This window comes from Paenibacillus litoralis (assembly GCF_046244365.1).
Lineage (GTDB): Bacteria > Bacillota > Bacilli > Paenibacillales > NBRC-103111 > Paenibacillus_V.
Map to the genome: position 1 here is coordinate 1943682 of NZ_CP176395.1, position 22268 is coordinate 1965949.

The 22268-nt window shown below is 51.5% G+C and carries 17 protein-coding genes; 16 read left to right on the top strand and 1 reads right to left on the bottom strand.

The features are described 5' to 3' along the window. The first annotated feature begins 44 nt into the window (after positions 1–44). From ACKGJP_RS07980 to ACKGJP_RS07990, 3 genes are all read left to right on the top strand, one after another. Positions 45–464 (top strand): ester cyclase, encoded by a 420-nt coding sequence (locus ACKGJP_RS07980; protein ID WP_409345130.1) that lies wholly within the window; start codon positions 45–47, stop codon positions 462–464. Between the two features lie 912 nt (positions 465–1376). Next, positions 1377–2642, top strand: a complete 1266-nt coding sequence (locus tag ACKGJP_RS07985; RefSeq protein WP_409345131.1) for an ABC transporter substrate-binding protein — start codon at positions 1377–1379, stop codon at positions 2640–2642. A gap of 54 nt (positions 2643–2696) precedes the next feature. Further along, positions 2697–4232 (top strand): N-acyl-D-amino-acid deacylase family protein, encoded by a 1536-nt coding sequence (locus tag ACKGJP_RS07990; RefSeq protein ID WP_409345132.1) that lies wholly within the window; start codon positions 2697–2699, stop codon positions 4230–4232. A 95-nt stretch (positions 4233–4327) separates the two neighbouring features. On the opposite strand, the gene ACKGJP_RS07995 is transcribed toward ACKGJP_RS07990, so the two are convergent. Next, on the bottom strand, positions 4328–5119 hold the full coding sequence (locus ACKGJP_RS07995; protein ID WP_409345133.1) for an IclR family transcriptional regulator: 792 nt from the start codon (positions 5117–5119) through the stop codon (positions 4328–4330). A 92-nt stretch (positions 5120–5211) separates the two neighbouring features. Between ACKGJP_RS07995 and ACKGJP_RS08000 the strand changes: the two genes are divergently transcribed. The 13 genes from ACKGJP_RS08000 to ACKGJP_RS08060 all read left to right on the top strand — a co-directional run bounded on the left by ACKGJP_RS08000 (position 5212) and on the right by ACKGJP_RS08060 (position 22181). Further along, positions 5212–6492: an ABC transporter substrate-binding protein gene (locus ACKGJP_RS08000; RefSeq protein WP_409345134.1), complete on the top strand. Its 1281-nt coding sequence runs from the start codon at positions 5212–5214 to the stop codon at positions 6490–6492. A 23-nt stretch (positions 6493–6515) separates the two neighbouring features. After that, positions 6516–7394, top strand: a complete 879-nt coding sequence (locus ACKGJP_RS08005; protein ID WP_409345135.1) for a carbohydrate ABC transporter permease — start codon at positions 6516–6518, stop codon at positions 7392–7394. Continuing rightward, positions 7391–8227, top strand: a complete 837-nt coding sequence (locus ACKGJP_RS08010) for a carbohydrate ABC transporter permease (RefSeq protein WP_409345136.1) — start codon at positions 7391–7393, stop codon at positions 8225–8227. Before ACKGJP_RS08005 ends, ACKGJP_RS08010 begins: the two co-directional genes overlap by 4 nt. Before the next feature lie 24 nt (positions 8228–8251). Continuing rightward, on the top strand, positions 8252–9091 hold the full coding sequence (locus ACKGJP_RS08015; RefSeq protein ID WP_409345137.1) for an amidohydrolase family protein: 840 nt from the start codon (positions 8252–8254) through the stop codon (positions 9089–9091). A gap of 16 nt (positions 9092–9107) precedes the next feature. Then, a complete protein-coding gene (locus ACKGJP_RS08020) occupies positions 9108–9878 on the top strand; it encodes an SDR family NAD(P)-dependent oxidoreductase (protein ID WP_409345138.1) in 771 nt (256 codons plus the stop codon). A 20-nt stretch (positions 9879–9898) separates the two neighbouring features. Beyond that, complete coding sequence (locus ACKGJP_RS08025) at positions 9899–10996, top strand: alanine racemase (RefSeq protein ID WP_409345139.1); 1098 nt, start codon at positions 9899–9901, stop codon at positions 10994–10996. A gap of 22 nt (positions 10997–11018) precedes the next feature. Then, complete coding sequence (locus ACKGJP_RS08030) at positions 11019–11486, top strand: RidA family protein (protein WP_409345140.1); 468 nt, start codon at positions 11019–11021, stop codon at positions 11484–11486. Positions 11487–11507: 21 nt separating this feature from the next. Next, on the top strand, positions 11508–11984 hold the full coding sequence (locus ACKGJP_RS08035; RefSeq protein ID WP_409345141.1) for a GNAT family N-acetyltransferase: 477 nt from the start codon (positions 11508–11510) through the stop codon (positions 11982–11984). A gap of 92 nt (positions 11985–12076) precedes the next feature. Continuing rightward, positions 12077–13003, top strand: coding sequence for a U32 family peptidase (locus tag ACKGJP_RS08040; protein ID WP_409345142.1), 927 nt, complete (start codon positions 12077–12079; stop codon positions 13001–13003). 19 nt (positions 13004–13022) lie between these two features. Beyond that, positions 13023–14486 carry an alpha-ketoglutaric semialdehyde dehydrogenase GucD gene (gucD, locus tag ACKGJP_RS08045; protein WP_409345143.1) on the top strand — a complete coding sequence of 488 codons (1464 nt, stop codon included), beginning with the start codon at positions 13023–13025 and terminating at the stop codon, positions 14484–14486. 32 nt (positions 14487–14518) lie between these two features. Continuing rightward, the gene (locus tag ACKGJP_RS08050; RefSeq protein WP_409345144.1) at positions 14519–15265 is read left to right on the top strand and encodes an SDR family NAD(P)-dependent oxidoreductase; all 747 of its coding nucleotides are present in this window, start codon (positions 14519–14521) and stop codon (positions 15263–15265) included. An 11-nt stretch (positions 15266–15276) separates the two neighbouring features. After that, positions 15277–16737: an NAD-dependent malic enzyme gene (locus ACKGJP_RS08055; protein ID WP_409345145.1), complete on the top strand. Its 1461-nt coding sequence runs from the start codon at positions 15277–15279 to the stop codon at positions 16735–16737. 488 nt (positions 16738–17225) lie between these two features. Beyond that, positions 17226–22181: an immunoglobulin-like domain-containing protein gene (locus ACKGJP_RS08060; protein WP_409345146.1), complete on the top strand. Its 4956-nt coding sequence runs from the start codon at positions 17226–17228 to the stop codon at positions 22179–22181. Positions 22182–22268 lie beyond the last annotated feature (87 nt).

Below are 22268 nucleotides of genomic sequence, written 5' to 3' on the forward strand. Positions count from 1 at the left end.
GTGTTACAAATAAGATATTATTTTTTTAACAAGGAGAATTCATTATGTCAGCAGAAGAAGTAGTGCGAAAATTTTTTGAGAAGGTTCGTTCTGGCCAAGAACCGGATGAGGCACACCAGTTAATGGCGGAACGAGTTTTGGCGCATCAGATTACTTCGGAAAATGAGGTGACCGTCGAAAGGTCACCAGCCAATTACGCGGATCATGTTCGCGAAATGATAGAAATTTACGGAACATTCAGTTTAACTATAAAAGAATTTTTAGTGCAAGATGATCGAGTTTATGTACGTTGGAAACAATCTGGAATCCATATTGGAGAAGTAGACGGATATACACCGACTAACAAACCCGTCGTAGAGATCGCAAGTGCAGTCTATCGTGTAGAAAATGAGAAAATCGTAGAATATTGGATACAGATTGACCGCGAAGGAATTCGTATTCAACTGGAGCGCAACAAGGAATAACAGTTGAATCATTGAACTAATACGACGGGCACGATAGCTCAATATTCAACCAGAACGAGGCTGCCGATAGGAATCGGCAGCCTCATTGCGTTAATGAGCTGGATCAATGGCGAGTGATCAGGAATGGGATAGAGTTCTTGTCATTTATAACGTCAAGTTCTTGTCAACCGACAGAAAAACAACAGGAGCATGTGTCGGGTGACAAGAACATTATCTCATTACGAACCGCGTAAATCGCGGTTTTTTTGTGTTATGGGATAAAGTTCTTGTCAAATTTGAATGAAAAGTACTTTATCCCATTCCCGTTTTCGGCAAGCGTCAGGAGATGTATTCTGTTCAGCACGGCCCGTTGTCCTTTTGAGGCGACGAAAAGAAGAAATCTCTTCAAACTCAAAAAAGCAGAGGTTGTCGATGAAAGCGGCGGACCTCTAGTATCCTTAGACACCACTATCTGTAAATAAATGAGTTAAATGAATGCAATCCGACTGTCGTTCTCCCTATAGGGAAGCAATTGAACAGTGAGTATATTGACAACAACCGGTCTCGTGTACTAATATTTACTTATACAAAACTAGTGTTTAATATACAAAACACAAATAGGGGGTTTTTATGTCCGGTCTATGGGCATGTGTCCATGAGGAAGCAAAAAATATCACGGAAGAGCTTATCGAGATTCGTAGAGATCTGCATCGATACCCGGAGCTCAGCTTTCGGGAGCTCGAAATTCAACCTGAACGAAGCGTGTCTTCCGATCGGCTCGGCCATGTTTGCCGGCCTTGCTCTTCACCGGCTGCTAGACTAAAGGAAAAGTATCCCGTGTGAGTATTCAATTGCTCAATTGAAAGCGCTTATAGGAAGCGCTTCCCTCGAACCGCAACAGAACATTCAAACACATCGGAGGCTATACGCGAAATGAAAACATCTAAAACCGCGATTTGTTGTCTAAACTTGATTTTGCTTTCCGGTCTTGCGGCAGCATGCTCGAATCAGGATGCGGAAAAAAGCAACGGTAAAATCGAACTGTCTCTCCTGTATGCCGAATCGTTATTCGGCGACAATCCCGACAAATGGTTCAAAGAGTTTGAAAGCAAATATCCGAATATTAAGCTGAAGGTCGAAACATTGCCGCCAAGCAGCATTTTTGAAGCTTTGCGGACGCGGATTTCCGCGGGAGAAGTGCCCGATTTGTACCAGCTTAACATCGGACATGTAACGACCGGATTGGCCGATCAACAAGGATTGATCTATGACTTGAGTACGCTTGAGGCGAGCAAAAATTATTCGGATTCGATCAGGAAGGCGACTTCGATCAACGGCAAACAGGCCCTGTTCACGCTGGGCATCGCCATGCTCGGTTTACCCTACGATAAAGCGATGTTTGCCGAGGCCGGCTATAACGAACCGCCGAAAACATGGGAACAATTTATCGATGCAGGCAAAAAGCTGAAGGCAAAGGGAAAAGAACTGCTCGTCTATTCCTCGAAATGGGAAACCGGTATCGGCAACGTCTTTCACTGGACATTCGGAACGCATGCTCTGAAAGACGAAGCGTTCAAAAAAGCCTATTTATCCAACTCCGTAGACTGGAGCAAGCCGGAATATCGTGAAATGTTGAAGGAAGGGTTCAAACGCTTCAAAGAGATGAACGACTTAGTACGCGTAGGGAGCTTTACGAATGAATACGCGATCGCCCAGCAGTCGTTCGTGAACGGAGACAGCGCCGCGACGCTCGGAGGGACTTGGGAGGCGGGCACGCTTCGCAAGCTGAACCCGAAGCTCGAACTCGGATTCATGAATATGCCGTACGAGCAGGACGACAAAAATGCATATGTTTTTGTTCCGGAGGACGGTATTGCCATCAATGCCAAAGGAAAACACATCGAAGAAGCCAAAACGTTTTTAAACTGGCTTTTCAGCAAAGAAACGTACGCAGGCATTGTGGATGCGAAAGGTTCATTCTCGGCGCAGCCGGGCGTAGGCAAACTAGACGATTCGTATAAAGATGTGCCGCGATGGCTCGAAACGAACCGGATGGTTCCATTCGCCAACACGGGCCCGATTCCCAGCTCCGCCTGGATCGCTCTCGGGAATGCGGCGCAGGAATACACCTTCAAGGGCAATATCGACAACGCGATCGATAAATTTATCGCCGAGTATAACAAGTCAAAAGCAAAATAAACGACTTCTTGCAGCGGTTAGATCGACTTTTACCTTACGGAGGAGATGCCTGCGATGATGCTGGATATTTTGATTAAAGACGGTTTTGTAGTTGACGGAACGGGATCCCCGGGAAAACGATGCGACGTCGGCATCGTCGGAGACAGGATCGAAGCGGTCGGCGATCTCGGCGGGGCTGTAGCCAAGCAGGTGCTTGAAGCGGCAAACAAGGTCGTATGCCCGGGCTTTATCGATGTGCATGTTCATTCGGAGCTGGCTTTGCTCGGCGGACCCGATCGCTATGCTCCGCTTCGAATGGGCGTGACGACGCAGCTTGCCGGTCCTGACGGCTTTTCATGGGCCCCCATGTCCAAAGCGAGATTGCAAGAACAGAAGGACTACCTTCATGTGTTTTACGACGATCCTCTTATCGATGCGAGCGGCGACATGACGATCGACAGCTATTTGGGCATGTTTCGCGGCAGATTGCCGTCCAATCTGGCGCTTCAAGTTCCGCACGGCGCCATACGCGTCGAGGCGATGGGATGGGCGGGGAGGCCGGCTTCGGAGGACGAACTCGTACGAATGGAGAAGATGACACGAGCGTGGATGGAAGCCGGGGCCGTATCCTTTTGTACGGGGCTGGAATACGAACCGATGCGGCATGCCGGATTGGACGAGCTTGTACGCCTCTCCAAAATTGCAGCGGAATACGGGGGGATTTATGTTGCTCATCAGCGAGGATATGCGGATAAAGTGAAGATCGGCTGCCGCGAAACGTTTGCGATAGCTGGGCAAGCGAACATTCCCGTACACATTTCGCATCTTGCCGTGGACGATGCTGCGGCCGAGCAGCTGGAATGGGCCTGTTCCAGGGGAATTGACGTCACTTTTGACATGTATCCGTATCCGGCCGGCTGTACCCATCTGTTAATGGGCTTACCAGAAGCGCTGCAGCTGGGCTCCCCCGAACAAGTGAAAGCAAGAATCGGTCAAAAGAGCGTTCGCCGCCAATATGCCGACCAGCTGGCAAACGCATTTCCTCTTGATCGGGTCGTATTCGCCGCTGTCGGAACTTCGGAACCGACGGGATGGGAAGGCAAAACGTTAGGCCAGGTTCAACAGGAAATGCAGATGGATCTGCCCGATGCGATTTGCGAAATTTTGCTAAGAACGGATCTTCAAGCGCTTATGGTCTACCATTGGCCGAAGGAACGCCATTCGTGCCTGGAAAGCACGTTCAAGCATCCGTCTCACATGATCGGTACGGACGGCCTCTATGTCGGTCTCAAACCTCATCCGCGGGGATTCGGTACCTATCCAAAGGTGTTGGGACAATTCGTCCGGGAGAACAAGTGGGTAAGTCTGGAGCAAGCCATTTACAAAATGAGCGGCTTTCCCGCCCGAACGTTCCGGATCAAAGACCGCGGGATCATTGCCAGAAGCCATTTTGCGGATATCGTCATTTTCGATCCGGACGAGGTGGACGGTCCCGCCACATTTGCCGAACCGCGCCTGAACCCGACGGGTATCGAAAAGGTAATCGTCAACGGGCAAATCGTCGTAAATGATGGGGAAATCGCACAAGGACTTTACGGACGAATTTTGTAATTCGGCGAGAAGACACACAGCGTTGCGCGAACGCGAAAAGAGCCCTCGTGCACTCGATCCGGTCGGATCGTTCGGGGCTCTAATCAAGGGGCAAATTAAATGAAACCATTTCTTTTTCCGGAATATCCGAGCTGCTGCGAAATGCTTAGGGCTGCCGCTTTCACTTTCGCCCCCAACTCGTCAAGGGCGGCATCCGGCAGGTCCGCTCGTAGAGAAGTGACGCCGACGGAAGCAACGACCTTGCTTTCATGATTGAAAATGGGAGCGCCGACACATCGGATACCGTATTCCGCATCTTCATCGTCTATGGCGTAGCCCGTCTGGCGAATTTTTTCAATAGCCGCCTTAAAGTCGGCGACGGAGGTGATTGTTTTCTCAGTAAAGCGGGGCAATCCCCGTTCTTCCATAATCTCATCGAGCTTGGACTCCGGCAAAAAGGCGGCGATCGCTTTGCCGATTGCCGAAGCGTGGATCGGATTACGCTGGCCGATGTAGGTCGAAACCTTAATAAAGCCTTGCTTGTCCACCTTGTCGATGTACACGGCCTCGCCTTTCTCGACAATGGCCAGATGAACCGTCAAGCCGGATTCTTCGAGCAGCTTTTGCATAAAAGGTTTGGCAACCGCGCGAATGTCGAATTTGTTTAACATGTTGATGCCGATGGACATGAATTTCGTGCTCAAATGGTATTTGCCTTCCTGGTTTTTAACGATGTAATCCATTTGATCGAGCTTATTCACAATAAAAAAAACGGTCGTTTTCGGAAGTCCGAGTATTTTGCACAACTCCGTTATACCGAGCGGCTGATCTTGTCCGGCAAGCGTTTCAATAATGGCAAATGCCTTATCGAGCGCCGGAACATTGTATTTTTTCGTCGTTTCGCTCAAGCCAATACCTCCAATGATCTATCCATATTTTTTATTATACAAAACAACTGTTTAATATAAAAAATATCAAAAAAACGAGGAGGAAGCAACTCATGCTGCAAGCGGCAAGGAAATCGATGCTTAGAGCTATCCCCTTATTGTCGGCAAGCGTTCTATTATTGTCAGCGTGTTCAAAGAGCGACGACGCGAAAACGGACAAAAAAAATGTCACCATCTCCATGATGTTTCAGCAAACGCAATTCGGAGATGCGCATGAGCAATTCATTAAAGAGTTTGAAGCGGCGCACCCCCAAATCAAAGTGAAAATGGAAGTCATACCCGATGCGGGCTATCCCGGTACTTTGCAAACGAGAATTTCAACGGGAGACCTGCCGGATATTTATCAATTGAATGTAGGGATCGATAGCGCGAAACTGGCCAGCAAAGCCGGGTATATTTATGATCTGGGACAGCTTCAAGCAAGCAAAAACTATACCAAATCGATGACGGGGGCATCTACGCTCGACGGTAAATTTGCATCGTTCTCGAACGGAGTAGCCGTTCTGGGTTTGTTATACAACAAAGACCTGTTTCGCGAAGCCGGTTATACGAAGCCCCCGGCAACCTGGAACGAACTGATCGATGCGGGGCAGAAGATCAAGGCGAAAGGAAAAAGTCTTCTTGTATACGCTTCGAAATGGGAAACGGCTGCGGCCTATTTGTTTCATTGGGTGTTCGGCGATTATGCATTCAAGCATGACGATTTCAAACAGAAGTATTTGGCTCGAACGGTGGACTTCAACAATCCCGAATATAAAAAGATGCTGGAGGAAGGCTTTGTCAAGTTTAAAGAGCTGAATTCCTTTGTCCGTCAGGGCAGCTTTACGAACGAGTACGCCATTGCCCAGCAATCTTTCGCAAACGGGGAAAGCGCGATGCTTGTCGGGGGGACCTGGGATGCTGCGAGCATTCGCCAACTGAACCCGAAATTCGAGCTTGGTTTTATGAATATTCCGTACAGCTCGAGCGAGCAGAACAGCAGCTATATCGTCATTCCGGAGGACGGCCTTGCCTTGAACGCCAAATCCAAGCATCTGGAAGAAGCCAAAACGTTCATGGAATGGATGTACAGCAAGGAGGTCTATGCGAAGCTAAATAAGATTTTGGGCAATATGTCCGGGATGGAAGGCGTAGGCGCGCTCGATCCGGCTTATGCGGACGTTCCGAAATGGGTGGAACAGACCGATCGCATGATGCCTTTCGCCAATACGGGGCCGGTTTCGAGCACCGCTTTCGTCGAACTCGGCAATGCGGCGCAGAAGTTTACGTTCGACAATGATTTGAACGCGGCCACGGACATTTTTATCAAAGAATATAACAAGACCAAAAATTGATAGACAGGAAGAGAGGATACAATTTGCATAAGCGATTGCTGGTTACGGGTATCGTATTCTTACTTCCCGCTTGCGCCTTTGTTTTTGTTTTCTTGCTGCTGCCTATCGTCCAGTCGTTCTACTATAGTTTGACGGATTGGAAGGGAATAGGCGAGTACCGGTTTATCGGCTTGCAAAATTATATCGATATCAGCCGCGACAAGCTGTTTACCGAGTCGTTAAAAAGAACGCTGGGCATCGGCATTTCGGCAGCAGTCCTAGCCAACGTGATCGGTCTCGGTCTTGCGATCATTCTCGATCAAAAGCTGAAAACCAAAAAATGGCTCAGAGCGCTGTTTTACATTCCCAACATCATCCCGATTGTAGTAGCCGCCTTCGTTTGGCGCTATATTCTGGATGCCAATAGCGGACTTTTGAACAAGTTTCTATCAGGCGTCCTTCACACATCCGTGACGGTGCCTTGGATCGATTCGCCCGCATACGTCGTTTATGCCATTATCTTGATTACCGTATGGCAGATGATGGGGCCGATCATTATCGTCTATCTTGCCGCTTTGCAGGGCATTCCCCATGACTTGATCGAAGCCGCCAAAATAGACGGAGCGAAAAAAATTCAGGGCTTCTTTAAAATAACGCTGCCGATGATCGCCCCCGGCATCACGATCAATTTGCTGCTCGGACTCGCAAACGGCCTGAAGCTGTTCGACCTCCCTTACGCGCTAACCGGAGGTGGCCCGGCCAATGCCAGCGAAACGTTATCGATCAAAATATACAGGTATGCGTTCAATTCCGGACAAATTTCGTACGGAATGGCAGCGTCCTTTACGCTCACGCTCGTCATTCTCGTCATCACGCTGTTTTTCTTGAGCTTGAGCAGCAGGTATGAAAGGAGCAGCAGATGACAAAACACAATAAGCTGGGCATGTTCCTATTCGAATTTGCAGTAATCATCATGGCGCTGATCGTCTCCGTTCCTTTATATTTGGCTGCTATCAACACGTTCAAGACGCATAAGGAAATCGTTACGAAGCCGCTTGGTTTGCCGGAATTCACAATCGGGTTCGCCAATATTGCAAACGCATTCGAAAGAATGGATATTGTTCGTTCTTACAGCGTCAATATGACCATTGCCGCCATAACGCTGATTACGGTCGTATTCGTCTCTTCCTTGGCGGCCTATTCGGTTTCGCGTATCCATCACAAATTCATGAAATGGATGTATTGGTTTTTCGTCTCCGCGATTTTGCTGCCGATCGAGTCTGCGATGATTCCTGTCGTATTCCTGTTAAAAGATTTTCACCTGCAAAATACGCTCATCGGAATCTCGTTCATCTATATCGCGATTTTTACGCCGTTTTCCGTATTTTTGTATTCGGGTTTCATGAGAGGGCTTCCGTTTGAGTTGGAAGAATCGGCTTATATGGAGGGGAGCGGTCCGGCCCGCACGTTTTTTCACATTATTTTTCCACTTCTGAAGCCGGTAACGGCAACGTTGATCATTATGCTGTTTATCGGCATGTGGAACGATTTGTTACTGCCGCTGGTTCTGCTTAACAGCGCGGACAATCCGACGGTCAGCATCAACTTGTATAAATTTTTCGGCTCGAGAGGGATGGCCGATCTCAGCTTATTATTTGGCGGAATCACATTGACTTTGCTGCCGACACTCATCCTGTTTATTAGCTTCCAGCGCTTTTTCGTCAAAGGACTGGTTGCCGGAGCCATCAAAGGATAGGGCAGTAACGGGAGGGGATCATCCATGATTTTTGATTGTCACACGCATTTATTCGGTCCCGGACAGGTCGGCGGACCGACCTTCGAAGCGCTAAACCGGATTTGGGGAAACGGCAAACAGTTGATCGCTACGCCGGAAGACCATTGGAAGCAGTATGAGAACGCGGACGGAGCCATCGTCTTGGCGGTTGACGCTCCGGCAACCGGCATTGTCGTGCCGAACGAATACGTAGCGGAATATGTCTCCAAGCACCCTGGGAAGCTGTTCGGGTTTGCCAGCGTGGACCCTAATAAACCGCATGCCGACCGTCTTTTGGAACATGCGATAAGGGAATATCGACTGTCCGGCCTGAAGCTTGGACCGATTTATCAAAATTTTTACCCGGGAGATAAGAAGCATTTTTCCCTCTATGCAAAGGCGAACGAGCTGAATATTCCGATTTTGTGGCATCAAGGCACCTCCTATGTGCCGGAAGGCTATTTGGACGCTTCCCGTCCAGCCGATCTGGACCCGATTTCAAGAGCGTTTCCGGAGCTGAAAATGATCATTGCTCATATGGGACATCCGTGGATGGAGGAATGCATTTGCATCGTGCGCAAAAACAAAAACATGTACATGGATTTGTCCACGCTCATGGCAAGGCCTTGGCAATTTTACAATGCTATGGTGCTAGCGATGGAATACGGCGTGCTTGACAAAATCTTGTTCGGCACCGATTTTCCTCTGTTTACGGTACAGCAGACGATCGACTCGCTACGAAATGTAAATGTTCTTGCGGAAGGCACCAGTCTCTCACGGATACCGGAAAGGGCGATTGAAGACATTATTCACCGCAATACCGTTGAATTATTGGAACTGGACTAGAAGCGGAGGGAACGATATGCGATTACACGGCAAAAGAGTCCTGATTTCCGGAGGGGCGAGAGGAATAGGTAAAGGAATTGCCCGGCGTTTTGCGGAAGAGGGCGCATATGTTTACCTTCTGGATAAGAGCGAGAGGGAGCTTGCCGATACTTGCGCGGAGCTTTCCCAGGCTTATCCCGGATTTATTGACGGTATTTGTTGCGATGTTAGCGATCTCGAACAGATGGAATCCTGCATGACGAAAGCAATGAACCGCTGGAGCGGCGTTGACGTCTTGGTCAATAATGCCGGCATCGCGATCAGGGAGTCCTTTGTCGATATCTCCTACGAGCACTGGGATACCATGATGAACATTAACCTGAGGTCGATGTTCGTTCTCAGCCAAATGGCGGCCAAACAAATGATCAAACAAGGCAGCGGCGGAAGCATTGTCAACATGAGCTCGAAGAACGGTGTCATGGCCAGCTCCCAGCTATGCCATTATAACGTTTCGAAGGGCGGCGTTATCCTCCTTACGCAGTCCACTGCGGTCGAACTCGCTTCATACGGGATTAGAGTCAATGCGGTTGCGCCGGGCTTCATCGAAACCCCGATGGATCGCGAGCTGAAGATCAAGGAAGGCATCGATCCGTCCTTCATATCGCCGAGAACGCCGATGAAGCGGATGGGGACGATTGAGGAAGTGGCCAACGTGTTCCTGTTCCTGGCATCCGACGAATCGTCTTACGTAACGGGGACGACGATTACTGTGGACGGCGGACATCTTGCCAATGCAAGTGAAATATAAGGGAACGGAGGGAAGCGGGCATGATGATCAAGGATGACGAGCTTCTGACGGATACGCCATTTGTGGCTATCGATTTGGACATTATGGAACGCAACATGAGCGGCATGGCCAATCTGGCCAGAAAAGCGAACGTAAAGCTGAGGCCGCATACGAAAACCCACAAGAGCCCCGATCTGGCGAAGCTTCAGCTAGATTATGGCGCAAGGGGAATTACGACGGCCAAGCTTGGAGAGGCCGAAGTGATGGTTGAGCATGGAGTGAGCGACATTCTCATCGCTTACCCGCTCATCGGGAGAAAGAAGCTGCAGCGGTTTTATGAGCTTCTGCAGAAGGCCGAGCTGACGGTAGGACTCGACGACATTGCCGTAGCAAGAGGGATTTCCGATGTAGGGAATGTGCTAAAAAGAAAAATTCCCATTTATATCGACGTTGATACGGGCCTTCATCGGATGGGAAGAGAGGCGGCGGAGAGCGTCGACTATATCGCGGAAATCGCCAAATTGCCGTTTATCGATGTAAGAGGTCTCATGAGTCATGCGGGGCATGCGTATATGAAAGCGACGGACGAAGAAAGAAAACAGGTTGCGATCGACGACGCGGCGCTAATGTACCAAACGAAAACAAGCCTCGCCAAGCTTGGAATCGAGGTGCCGGAAATAAGCGTAGGGGCGACGGCTACCGCCAGGTTTATTTTGGACACGCCGCATGTTACGGAAATGAGACCGGGCATGTACGTATTTAACGACCGGAACGTGATGGCGGCGGGAGGGGTGACCGAAGCGGAATGTGCCGCAACGGTGTTTGCGACGATCGTGTCGCGTCCAGATAAAAGCAGGTTGATTATGGACGCAGGAAGCAAAACGTTGTCGCAGGACGCGTGCAGACTCGGTGGCCACGGCTATATTAAAGGCTATCCGCAGCTGACGATCAAAGCGCTTTCCGAAGAGCATGGCGTTATCGAGGTAAATGGCGAACACGATCTGCAGGTGGGCAGCGTGATCGAAATCATTCCGAACCATATTTGTCCCGTCATCAACCTTGCGGACCGGCTTTATGGCTTTCGTGAAGGCGAGCTGGTCAAGACGCTGCCGGTTTTGGCCCGCGGCAAAAACACCTAAACAATGAAAGTGGGAGGATTACATGAATCGGGAAAAATATGCGGCAATTCAGCAATCACTCGGATGGAAAACAACGCCTGTCGATTTCACGACGAAACCGTATACGGGGGTACGGGTGCACGGCAACTTCGCCTTTGTTTCGGGCAGTTTGGCTTATTCCGGGGGAGAACTGTTGTATCGGGGAAGAATCGGGGAGACGGTATCCGTTGACGATGCGAAAAAATCGGCCGCGCTGTCCGTCATCAATTGTCTGGATTTGATCGATCAGAGTATCGGTCTGGAGAAGGTCGAAGCTGTCCTGAAGCTGACCGGATACCTCAGCTGTTCGGAGGAGATCGGGGAACACCCGGTCATCCTGAATGCCGGCAGCGAGGTGCTAATAGAAGTTTTCGGAGAGGCCGGAAAACATGCAAGGGCGGCACTCGGCATTCATACGCTGCCGTTCGGCGGATCCGTCGAAGTCGAAATGGTTGTTTCTTTGAAAGAGTAGCTAAGAAAAGGGAGAGAAAACATGATGAACCACGTACATGACAAGCTAGTCATACGCAAAATGGAAGAAAACGATATGGTTCCTTACGATTTGTTGACTTTGGCGGACCCGAATCTTTATCTGGTTAAGAGCTATATGAAGCGTGGCGTCACCTACTTGGCGCAACTGGAGGAGGAGACCGTCGGCGTATACGTATTGATCGATACGAGGCCGGAAACGATGGAGCTCGTCAATATCGCCGTAGACGAAAAGTTTCACGGAATGGGCATCGGGAAGAAACTCGTGCTGCATGCGATCGAATCGGCCAAGTCGACCGGCGTCAAAACGCTTGAAATCGGCACCGGCAACTCCAGTCTTTCGCAGCTCGGCTTGTATCAGAAGTGCGGGTTTCGGCTTACCGGAATCGATAAGGACTTCTTCGTCAGACATTACGACGAGGAAATATATGAGAACGGCATTCAATGCGTGGATATGGTGAGACTCGGCATCGATTTCTGATAACGCAGTTATTTCTCCGATCGGTATAACTTAATGGTACTAAAAATATTTATTTCGTTTCAATAATCTCGGTATGGGAGTGAAGAGTAGCGATGATGAAATCGGCGACTTTTTTTGAAAGCATGGGTTTGCCCGTTCGGGACGGTTATGAGCTGCTGCCTTCGGGCAAAACGTTTGCGGACGGCGCGCAATACCGGATCGAAATCCCGTCCGTCGAAGGACCGGGCGTTATGGAGGCCGTGATCAAGGAAGCAAACCGTTTCGGCATCACGGTCAACAGAGTTTCCCAAGGCAGCGGCATCATGCTGCAAACGGATGACGAAATTCGAAGCATGGCTGAAATGGGAAGAGACAGCCACATCGAAGTTTGCTTGTTTATCGGGCCCAGAATGAGCTTCGATACCAGCGCTCTGGTCCAAGCGAATGGGGGAAAGACGCTTGGCTGGAGGCATGGGGGGATGGATCAAGTCCTATATGCGATGGAGGATGTTTACCGTGCCGTCCATTTGGGGATTCGCAGCCTGCTGATCGCCGACGAAGGCTTGCTCTGGTTAATCGATCAAGCGAAAAAAAGAGGCGAGCTGCCGCCTGATTTGGTATTGAAAGTGTCGGCATCGATCAGCCCTGCCAATCCTGTGAGCGTGCGCGTTTATGAAACTATGGGAGGAACGACCGTCAACATCCCGGGGGATTTGTCTTTGCCGCGAATTTCATCCATTCGGCAGGTAGTTGACTGCCCGCTGGACATGTATATCGAATCGGCCGATGACATGGGAGGTTTCGTCCGTCACTATGAAATTCCCGAAATCGTTAAAATCGCAGCCCCCGTCTATTTGAAATTCGGGCTGCGCAATGCCGCCGGCGTTTATCCGTCCGGTATGCATGTGGAGAATGCCGCCGTCTCCCAATGTAGAGAAAAGGTTCGGCGCGCCTATATCGGCGTGGAAATGTTAAACAGATACAGCGTAGATGCGAGACAAACGGTCGGAAAAGCGGCCGATCTCGGAGTCCCTAACTAATCGGACGGAGGACAGCGATATGACCATGCAAGCGGAAGTTGCAACTTATCTCAATTATATAAACGGAAAATGGGAGCAAGCCGGAAACACTAGCGTAGCCCAAAGCATAAATCCCGCGGATCGGTCCCTTGTCGGTTACATTCCGGATTCGGGTGCCGAAGATGTGGATTCGGCAGTCTTGTCGGCCAAAAGTGCTAAAGATGCGTGGCGAAAGCTGAGCGGTGCCGAAAGAGGAGGGTACCTCTACAAAACCGCCGACATCATGGAGAGACGCTGCGACGAAATTGCCCGAACGATGACCCGCGAAATGGGAAAAACGTTTCCGGAAGCGAAAGGCGAAACGATGAGGGGAGTCGCGATTTTGCGCTACTATGCAGGAGAAGGCATGCGTAAAGTCGGCGATGTGATTCCTTCCACGGAAGCGGGAAGCTTCATGTTTACGACGCGTGCGCCATTAGGCGTAGTAGGAGTGATAGCCCCGTGGAACTTTCCCGTTGCCATCCCGATTTGGAAAATGGCGCCGGCGCTTGTTTACGGCAATACGGTCGTATTCAAGCCGGCTCAAGAAACGGCGGTAACGGCGGCGCTAGTCATGGAATGCATAGCCGAGGCGGGTTTTCCGGACGGTGTGGTAAACATGGTAACCGGCCGCGGTTCGATTGTCGGACAAGCGCTGATCGAGCATCCGGATCTGAACGGCATTACGTTTACCGGCTCCAATCAAGTCGGGAAACAGATCGGTCAGTTGGCACTGGCCAGAGGAATCAAGTATCAATTGGAAATGGGCGGGAAGAATCCGATCATCATTGCAGACGATGCAGATTTGGATTTGGCTGTTGATGCCACCATCTCCGGCGGTTTTCGCTCTACGGGTCAAAAATGTACGGCTACAAGCAGAGTTATTGTCATGAAAAACGTGTACGAGGTTTTCAAGCAAAAGCTTCTGGAGAAAGCCCAGACGATAACGGTAGGAAACGGCCTGGAGCAGGGAATATGGATGGGGCCATGTGCCAGCGAAAATCAGCTTCGCACCGTCAAACGCTATATTCAGACAGCGCTGGACGAAGGTGCCGAATTGTTGCTCGGAGGCAAGCCGCCGCAAGGCGCCGGTTTCGAAAACGGTTTTTATATCGAGCCGACTATATTCGGACAAGTCACCGGAGATATGACGATCGCGAAGGAAGAAATATTCGGTCCCGTGCTTGCCTTGATCTGTGTCGGTACGATGGAAGAAGCGATCAAGGCAGCCAATGACACGGAATTCGGTTTAAGCGCTTCGATTTTTACAAAGGATATCGGAAACATATTGACCTTCATGAACGAGATGGATGCGGGGCTAGTACGTATCAATGCCGAAACGGCGGGCGTGGAGCTGCAAGCCCCCTTCGGCGGCATGAAAAATTCGAGTTCGCACTCCAGAGAGCAGGGCCAAGCGGCAATCGAGTTTTTCACATCCGTTAAAACGGTTTTTGTGAAAGCATAAAAACGGCGATACCAAAGGAAAGGTGCTAAGCGATGTCACGTTTACGGGATAAAATATGCGTTGTAGTCGGCGGCGCTTCCGGTATTGGCGCCGGCGTTGCCAAACGTTTCGCCAAGGAAGGCGCATTCGTCGTCATTGCCGATATCCAAGCCGAAGGCGGCGAGCGGGTAACGGAGGAGATTCGATCGGCAGGAGGTCAGGGAGAATGGCATGCTGTCAATGCAGCCGATGAGCGGCAAATGATCGCGCTATTCGAGCATGTCGGCCGGCAGTACCGCAAAGTCGATGTGCTGCAGACGAATACGTTTTGGGCGGAAGCCAAAAATGCCGAGGAAACGACGCTCGCGGAATGGAACAAATGCATGGACGTCACGCTCACCGCTCCTTTTTTATGCAGCAAATATGCCATTCCGCTCATGAAAAACGGCGGCGGGTCGATCATTCATACGGCTTCGGTAGGGGGAGTCGTGGCGTTCCGCAATCATGTCGCTTATACCGTAGCGAAGGCCGGGCTGATTCATTTATGCAAATCGATCGCAGTCGATTTTGCGGAGTACCATATACGCTGCAACGCCATATGTCCCGGCATTATCGATACGCCTGCTACTCGTGCAAACGATACGGAGGAGCTGCGTAAAGTGCGGATGAGCAAGACGCTCTCCGGGCGTTACGGGACACCCGATGATATAGCTGCCGCAGCCGTATACCTTGCGGGGGATGAATCCTCATTCGTAACAGGAACTGCGATGATGATCGATTCGGGCTGGTCTATCATTTGAGGGAGGTTGACATGAACCATACGTTAGGCGGCAAAAGCATCATTTTGCGGTTGGAGCTTCAGACCGAACAGTTGCATTTTGGCCAATTGATCACGGTCATTACAGAAAGCGGCGGCGATGTCGTCGCCATAGACGTCATCCAAACCGGAGCGGAACGGACCGTTCGCGATATAACGGTGACGGCGTCCGAGCAAGGGCAGTTGGAAGCTGTCTTAGCTAAAATAAAAGAATTGAGCGGCGTTAGGCTCCTGCACGTGTCCGACCGGACGTTCCTCCTGCATCTCGGCGGGAAGATCGAGATGAAACCGAAGGCGCCGATCCAGAATCGGGACGATCTGTCCCGCGTGTATACGCCTGACGTAGCCAGAGTTTGCATGGCCATACATGAAAAGCCGGACAGTGCCTTCAAGCTGACGATCAAGCGCAATACGGTAGCCGTAGTATCCGACGGGAGCGCCGTGCTCGGACTAGGCAACATAGGGCCGTATGCGGCAATGCCTGTCATGGAAGGCAAAGCGATGCTGTTCAAGCAGTTCGCCGACGTCGATGCATTCCCGATTTGTCTGGATACGCAAAATACCGATGAGATCGTAGCGGCGGTCAAACATTTGGCGCCTGCTTTCGGCGGTATCAACCTGGAGGATATTTCGTCGCCGAGATGCTTTGAGATCGAACAAAGATTGCGAAACGAGCTGGACATCCCGGTGTTTCACGACGATCAGCATGGAACGGCCGTTGTCCTGTACGCGGGATTGATCAACGCTTTGAAAGTCGTCGGCAAACGTATCGAAGACGTCAAGGTCGTCGTTTGCGGAATCGGTGCCGCAGGCATCTCCTGCTCGGATATTTTGCTTGCGGCCGGCGTCAAAGAGCTGATCGGGGTCGACCGGGAAGGTGCGATCGTGAGCGGTACCGATTATAGCAACCCCGCGTGGAGCCGGTTTGCGCGGCAGACCAATCCGAACCGGAGACAAGGTTCCTTGCATGATGTGATCGAGGGGGCGGACGTATTCATTGGTTTGTCCGCTGGGGGCGTCCTGAAGCGTTCCGATGTTGAGCGGATGGCGGAAAGTCCGATCGTCTTCGTCATGGCGAATCCGACTCCGGAAATCAATCCAGGCGAGATTGAAGATATCGCAGGCGTTATCGCTACAGGAAGATCGGATTTCCCGAATCAGATCAACAATGTGCTTTGCTTTCCGGGCATTTTCCGTGCCGCCTTGGATTGTCAAGCATCCGAGATCAACGAGGAGATGAAGCTGGCGGCCTCGGCCGCCATCGCTTCCGTCATTGCGCCGAACGAATTGAATAAGCTATATATCATTCCGAGCGTGTTCAATCAGGAGGTCGTGCGGCGCATCCGCGAAGCCGTCATCCATGCAGCTATCCAAACGGGCATGGCGCGCAGAATTCCGCGCGAGTTTCGTTCCTTCAATCTGCAGAATCGTATGATTTCGTTGGAGCAAAAATAGGAATTGGTGTTCAAATCCCCGGGCGCGGTTTGGCGACGGGGATATTTCTATGACTGCGCCAATAGGATGGGCTATAATCAATTGCGTCTTATGGCCAGATGATTGAACGGGCAGTATAACGGAACAAAATCGATTGAAGTAACGGGCAGAATACTTCCAATATGTGTTAGTATAGAAATCTAATAGAGAACACTTCGGCGAAATATCATATAGCCCCCGCTTTGGCATGCGCCGGAGCGGGGTGTTTGTTTTTTCGGCGGGCCTCGCTTGCATCATGATCCTGCTTCAGATCACATATGAGCTTTTTCCTGCGGATGAGCTTTTTCCGGGTGGTTGCAAGTGGCGAAATAACAAGAAAGCGACTGTTTGAGCTTTTAATCGAACGGAAAAAGATCACACGAAATGAAAACGTTATCTTTAATTGACGGGCCGCTATGTTCTATAGTGAGGGCGTCTTTCTAATTTGCCAAGAAAGGGGCTTGCTACGAATGTCGGAGCGTGAATGGAAAAAATGGTTTCGCAAACGATTGGCCGCTATTCTGTGCCTGACGATGATCGGGACGATGCTGTCCGGAGTCATCTCTGTCCGTAAGGGAGAAGCTGCGCTTCTGCAACTGGACAATCCGGGATTTGAATCGGGGTTGACGGGCTGGACGCAAATTTCAGGCAGTTCTTCTATGGTGTCGTCCGTAACATCGGTCGTGTATGAGGGGACGAAAAGCCTGAAGATCGTCGATAATGTCTCGACATCAGGCGCTATGCTGGAGAGCGGGAAGCTAAACGCCCTGGAAGGCGTCACCTATACCGCATCTGCGAAGTTTTACCAGGTTGGCCGAACGGCCGGATATGCCAAGCTATCGATCGCCTTCTATGGGGCGAATCAAACGCTCATCGAACCCGTGAAGGAAACGAGCGCAACAACCGGCAATAACGCATGGCAGGATGTAAGCGTGTCGGGGGTCGCGCCAAGCGGAACCGTGTTCGTCAGCGTACGAATCGGAACCACCTCCTCTTATATGAGTACGGCAGCTTATTACGACGACCTTACACTTTCCGCTTCAGACCGCGACATGCTAAATCAAGACAAGCAAGCGCTCGCCATCGGCTTTGCTCCGGGTGAAGATGCATCTGCTGTCAAACATGCGTTAACTCTGCCTGCAACCGGACTAAACGGCTCCGTCATCTCGTGGCAATCCAGCGATCCGTCGATCATCAGTCCTTCGGGAGCGGTGTCCAGGCCGTCGCAGCCGGAAGGCGATCAGACGGTTACCCTAACAGCCAATATGATCTACGGCATGGAATCGGATACCAGAACGTTCATCGTTACCGTCAAAAGCTGTTGGGAGACGCTGTCCAATCCAGGCTTTGAAACCGGCAATTTGAGCGGCTGGTCTCAATTATCCGGGACGCCTGCCAATCTGGCGTTCGATCAGTCGCGGACGCACAGCGGCGCCTATAGCCTGAAATTCAACGATTCCAGCGATACTTCCGCAGTCGGAGTGGAAAGCGAAAAGCTTGACGCTGTGGAAGGCATAAGCTATTCGGCAGCTGCGCAGGTCTATATCGAGAGTGGAAACGCAAGCATCTACCTCCGCTTTTATTCCGCAGCCGGAGGACTCATCAGCCAATTCTCCGCAGGATCGACGACGCGAAACAAGTGGACGCCGGTAACGGTATCGGCCCTTGCGCCTTCCGGCGCCGAATATGTTTCCGTCGTGCTGTTCTCCAGCTCCGCGAATATCGGCGTCAGCTATTACGACAGCGTCGTCCTGCAAAGAACGGGACCAACCGTAACGAATGTCGAACTTCCTCTGACGAATCCGGGCTTTGAAGCGGATATGACCGGATGGACGATAGAGTCCGGCTCGATGTCCAGCGTAAGCGTCGATTCGACCCGCGCTTACTCCGGGACGAGAAGCCTGCTGATTAATGACGCCAACGCAGCAGATTCCTTTGCGGTCGTTGGCACGGCTGAGCTTGCGGCGGAATCGGTCACCTATACGGCGACAGCCAAAGTTTATCAGAAGAACAGGGAGAACAGCCGCGCTTACTTCTACCTATACTTTTATGATGAAGGCCGCCGCGTCATCCAAACGCAATCCGCAATCGGCCCGTCTACGAATAACAACGGTTCCGCATGGTCGGACTTGTCCATCGAGGCCCAATCGCCTGTTGGCGCGAAGTATGTAAGCGTAGGGATCAGCACGACTTCCACATACAAGGGGATGCTATGGGTTGACGACATCAAACTGATCGTGCGAACAAAGGCGGCTGCCGAGCTCCCGACAGACGTACAAGCTGTAACGGCCGACGCGGCTTCCCTGTCTATCGGATACATCGGCGGCGATCACGCTTTATCGGTTACCGGCAATTTGAACTTGCCCGCGACAGGGCCTCATCAGACGGTTATTTTATGGAGCGCGGACCGGCCGGATCTTGTAGGGAGAGACGGAACGGTGATCCGGGCGCGGAGCGATGAAACGGTTCATCTGACCGCCGAACTGATACGCGGCGAACAGCGGACGACGATAACATTTACCGTCCGCGTAGTAAGCCGTCTGCCTGAGATCACGACTATCGGCGATCAACTGCTCAATTCGGACTTCCAGGGTGGCTTGACCGGCTGGAAGCAAGTTCTTGGCTCTTCAGAAGCCGTCGGAGCGGACGGGGACGGATACGAAGGCAAGGCAATCCGGATCAGCAATAACGGCGTCCTGGGTGTCGTGGTACAAAGCTCTGCCGTTAAGGCAGAGCGGACGATGGAGTATACGACGACCGCTCGCATCAAAGTCAACTCCGGCGCGGCAAGGGTAGAATTACGCTTCTATGATGAACAGGACAACTTCCTGCTGGCGAAGCCGCTCGTACAGGGCGAAACGTCGAGCGCCTGGAAGTCTGTCGGTATCCGGGGCGAAGCTCCGGAGCACACTCGCTACTTGCGTGTGGTCATCGTGGCGGAAGCAGGCGGTGCTGCCGACTTCCTGCTGGACGAGATCGAGGTCAGCGGCGGAGACTTCGTTCAGAACAATCGCGGATTCGAGTCCGGAATGCTCGAATGGTCGGCGCTGCCGGGGAACGGAGCGATCGAGCTGGATACGAGCAACGTTTTCAAAGGGAACCATTCGCTGAAGCTCACCTCCACGACCGGGGCTGCTCCGCTCGTGACAAGCGTATCGAGATTCGCTGCAGCCGGAGAATCGTTCGCCGCCTTCTCCAAAGTGCTCGTGGAAAGCGGCAAGCCTGTTATTACTATTGCGTTTTATGACGATGCGGGGCAAGTTCTGGCCAGTCATTCGAGAACGATTGACACACCGCAGCCGGAATGGACGGATCTGGGCGTGAAAGCGGCCGCTCCTGCCGGCGCGAAATCCGTTTCGTTTACGCTCACGGTTGAGGCGAACAGTCAAGCCTCGTTTGACGAAGCCTATCTGACGAAGGAGTTTACGTATTTAGGCGTACCGATCAAGCTGGAATACATTCAAAGCTCGGCTTACGGCAAAAGTCCGGACGGCCGCGATCTCGCATACTCCGTCGTCGCGAACGAAGACAGAGGGAGCCAATTTGTCGGGGTCGATCTCGATACATCGGAGCTTGTCGTTCAATTGCCGATCGCTGCATCGAGCGGAGCGTTTACGACGCTCGCCGGATCAGACAACAATATTTATGTGGGCAGCTACATAGACGGTAGGGTTTACAAGTATGTGCCTGGCGCATCCGGGATGATCGATCTGGGTATCGCGGTTCCCGGGCAAAACACTCTGTTCGGATTGACCGATGGCGGCAACGGTGTTTTCTATGGCGGAACCTTCGATCAGGCTTATGTATTCAAATACACGCCAGGCACAGGGTTCACCGCTCTCGGACCGAATGGAGCGGGAAACCGTTTTGACGAGAATGAAGCCTACGTGCGGGGAATGACCATCGACACGGAAGAAAACGTGTTGTACGTCGGCATAGGCAGCCACGCCAAGCTGATCCGCTATGAGCTGGATACTGGCGCCGCGCAATCCATCCTGCCCGAAGCGTATGCGGACAGCACCTTCGTCTATCATCTGAAGCAGACAGGCGGCAAGTTGTTTGCGACGGTTACGCCGAACAACCAGGTGCTCGTCCTATCCGTCGAGAAAGCTGTGTACGGATCGGTAACCGCTTCTGTCGATGCCGTGCTTGAGAATACGTTCGCCGTGTCGGATGCCGTAGACGGTAAAGTCTATTATGTGACTGCCGATCAGGTGCTTCATGTGTACGACATTGCCTTACGCAGCTCCAGCGTTGTCCTATCCGGCGGCCTGCCGGCCGTTGCCGGCGTTGCTCCGATGACGTTGTCTGTAATCAGCATGAGCAATCAAACGGCGTATCCCGGTTATTCTGTCGTTGGCTTCGGCTCCGTTTACAAAGGGAAAACAGGAACTTTCGTCTATAATATTCAAACGAACGCAATGAAAAGCTTAGCCGTCGACCTGCCCGCTGCCCATTACGGACCGCGAAGCTTGATGCTGGGACCGAACGGAGATATTTATTCGTCCAACCATCTGGGCGGAGGAACCGGTATCTATCATCCGCTCGGCGGCGCAACCGGCATGGAATACGGGCTCGGGCAAGCGGAGAACGGCGTCGCGCTGGATGGGAAAATGTACTTCGGCACGTATACGCATGCCAGGATCATGGTTTACGACCCTTCACAACCGTGGAATCTTCATCAGGGTGGCAGCAATCCGCAGGAGGTCTTTGAGCTGAACAGCGAATACAGGCAGGATCGACCGTTCGGAATGGCTGCCGGCGACGGACTTCTCTTCGTAGGAACCGCACCCGATTACGGGCTTCTCGGCGGCGTGATCGCGATTTATGACCCGCATTCCGGCAATAAGCCGACTGTCGTGACGGATGTGGTCTATAAGCAGAGCGTCGTCACGCTGGCTTATAAGGACGGAATCCTCTACGGAGGCACTTCGGTCTGGGGCGGGTTGGGCGTAGACCCTGAGGAGGAATCGGCCAAGTTTTTCGCTTACGATGTGGCCAGCCATACCAAATTGTTCGAGATAGTAATTGCGGCCGGGAAACGCGTCATCACCTCGGTCACGGTCGGATCGGACGGTAAATTATGGGGGATGTGCGAAGGATATATTTTCGTCTACGATCCTGTGACAGGGACCATTGTTTATAATGAGAACCTGTTCCCCGAGATCAACTACGCCGAGAAAATAAACCCCGTACTATACGGAGGCCAGTTGATCGCCGGCGACGACGGTTATATGTACGGGAACACGACCGGAAAGTTTTTCCGTATCCACCCGGTGACCAAGCAGAAGGAAATTTTAAGAAGCAGCTCATCGATCTTCATCGAGAAAGACGACTTAGGCAATATCTATTATTCCGATTCCAAAGGAGTATGGAGATATGCGTACTTCGATACGGCCGATCAGGCGGCAACCGAAGCGAACTAAGCGCTGGCTCCTCCTCCGGCAAACCGGGGCGTATATGAGCATTTTCGTGCAAGTGACGAATTTCCGTTGCCTGCAAACGCTTGCTGC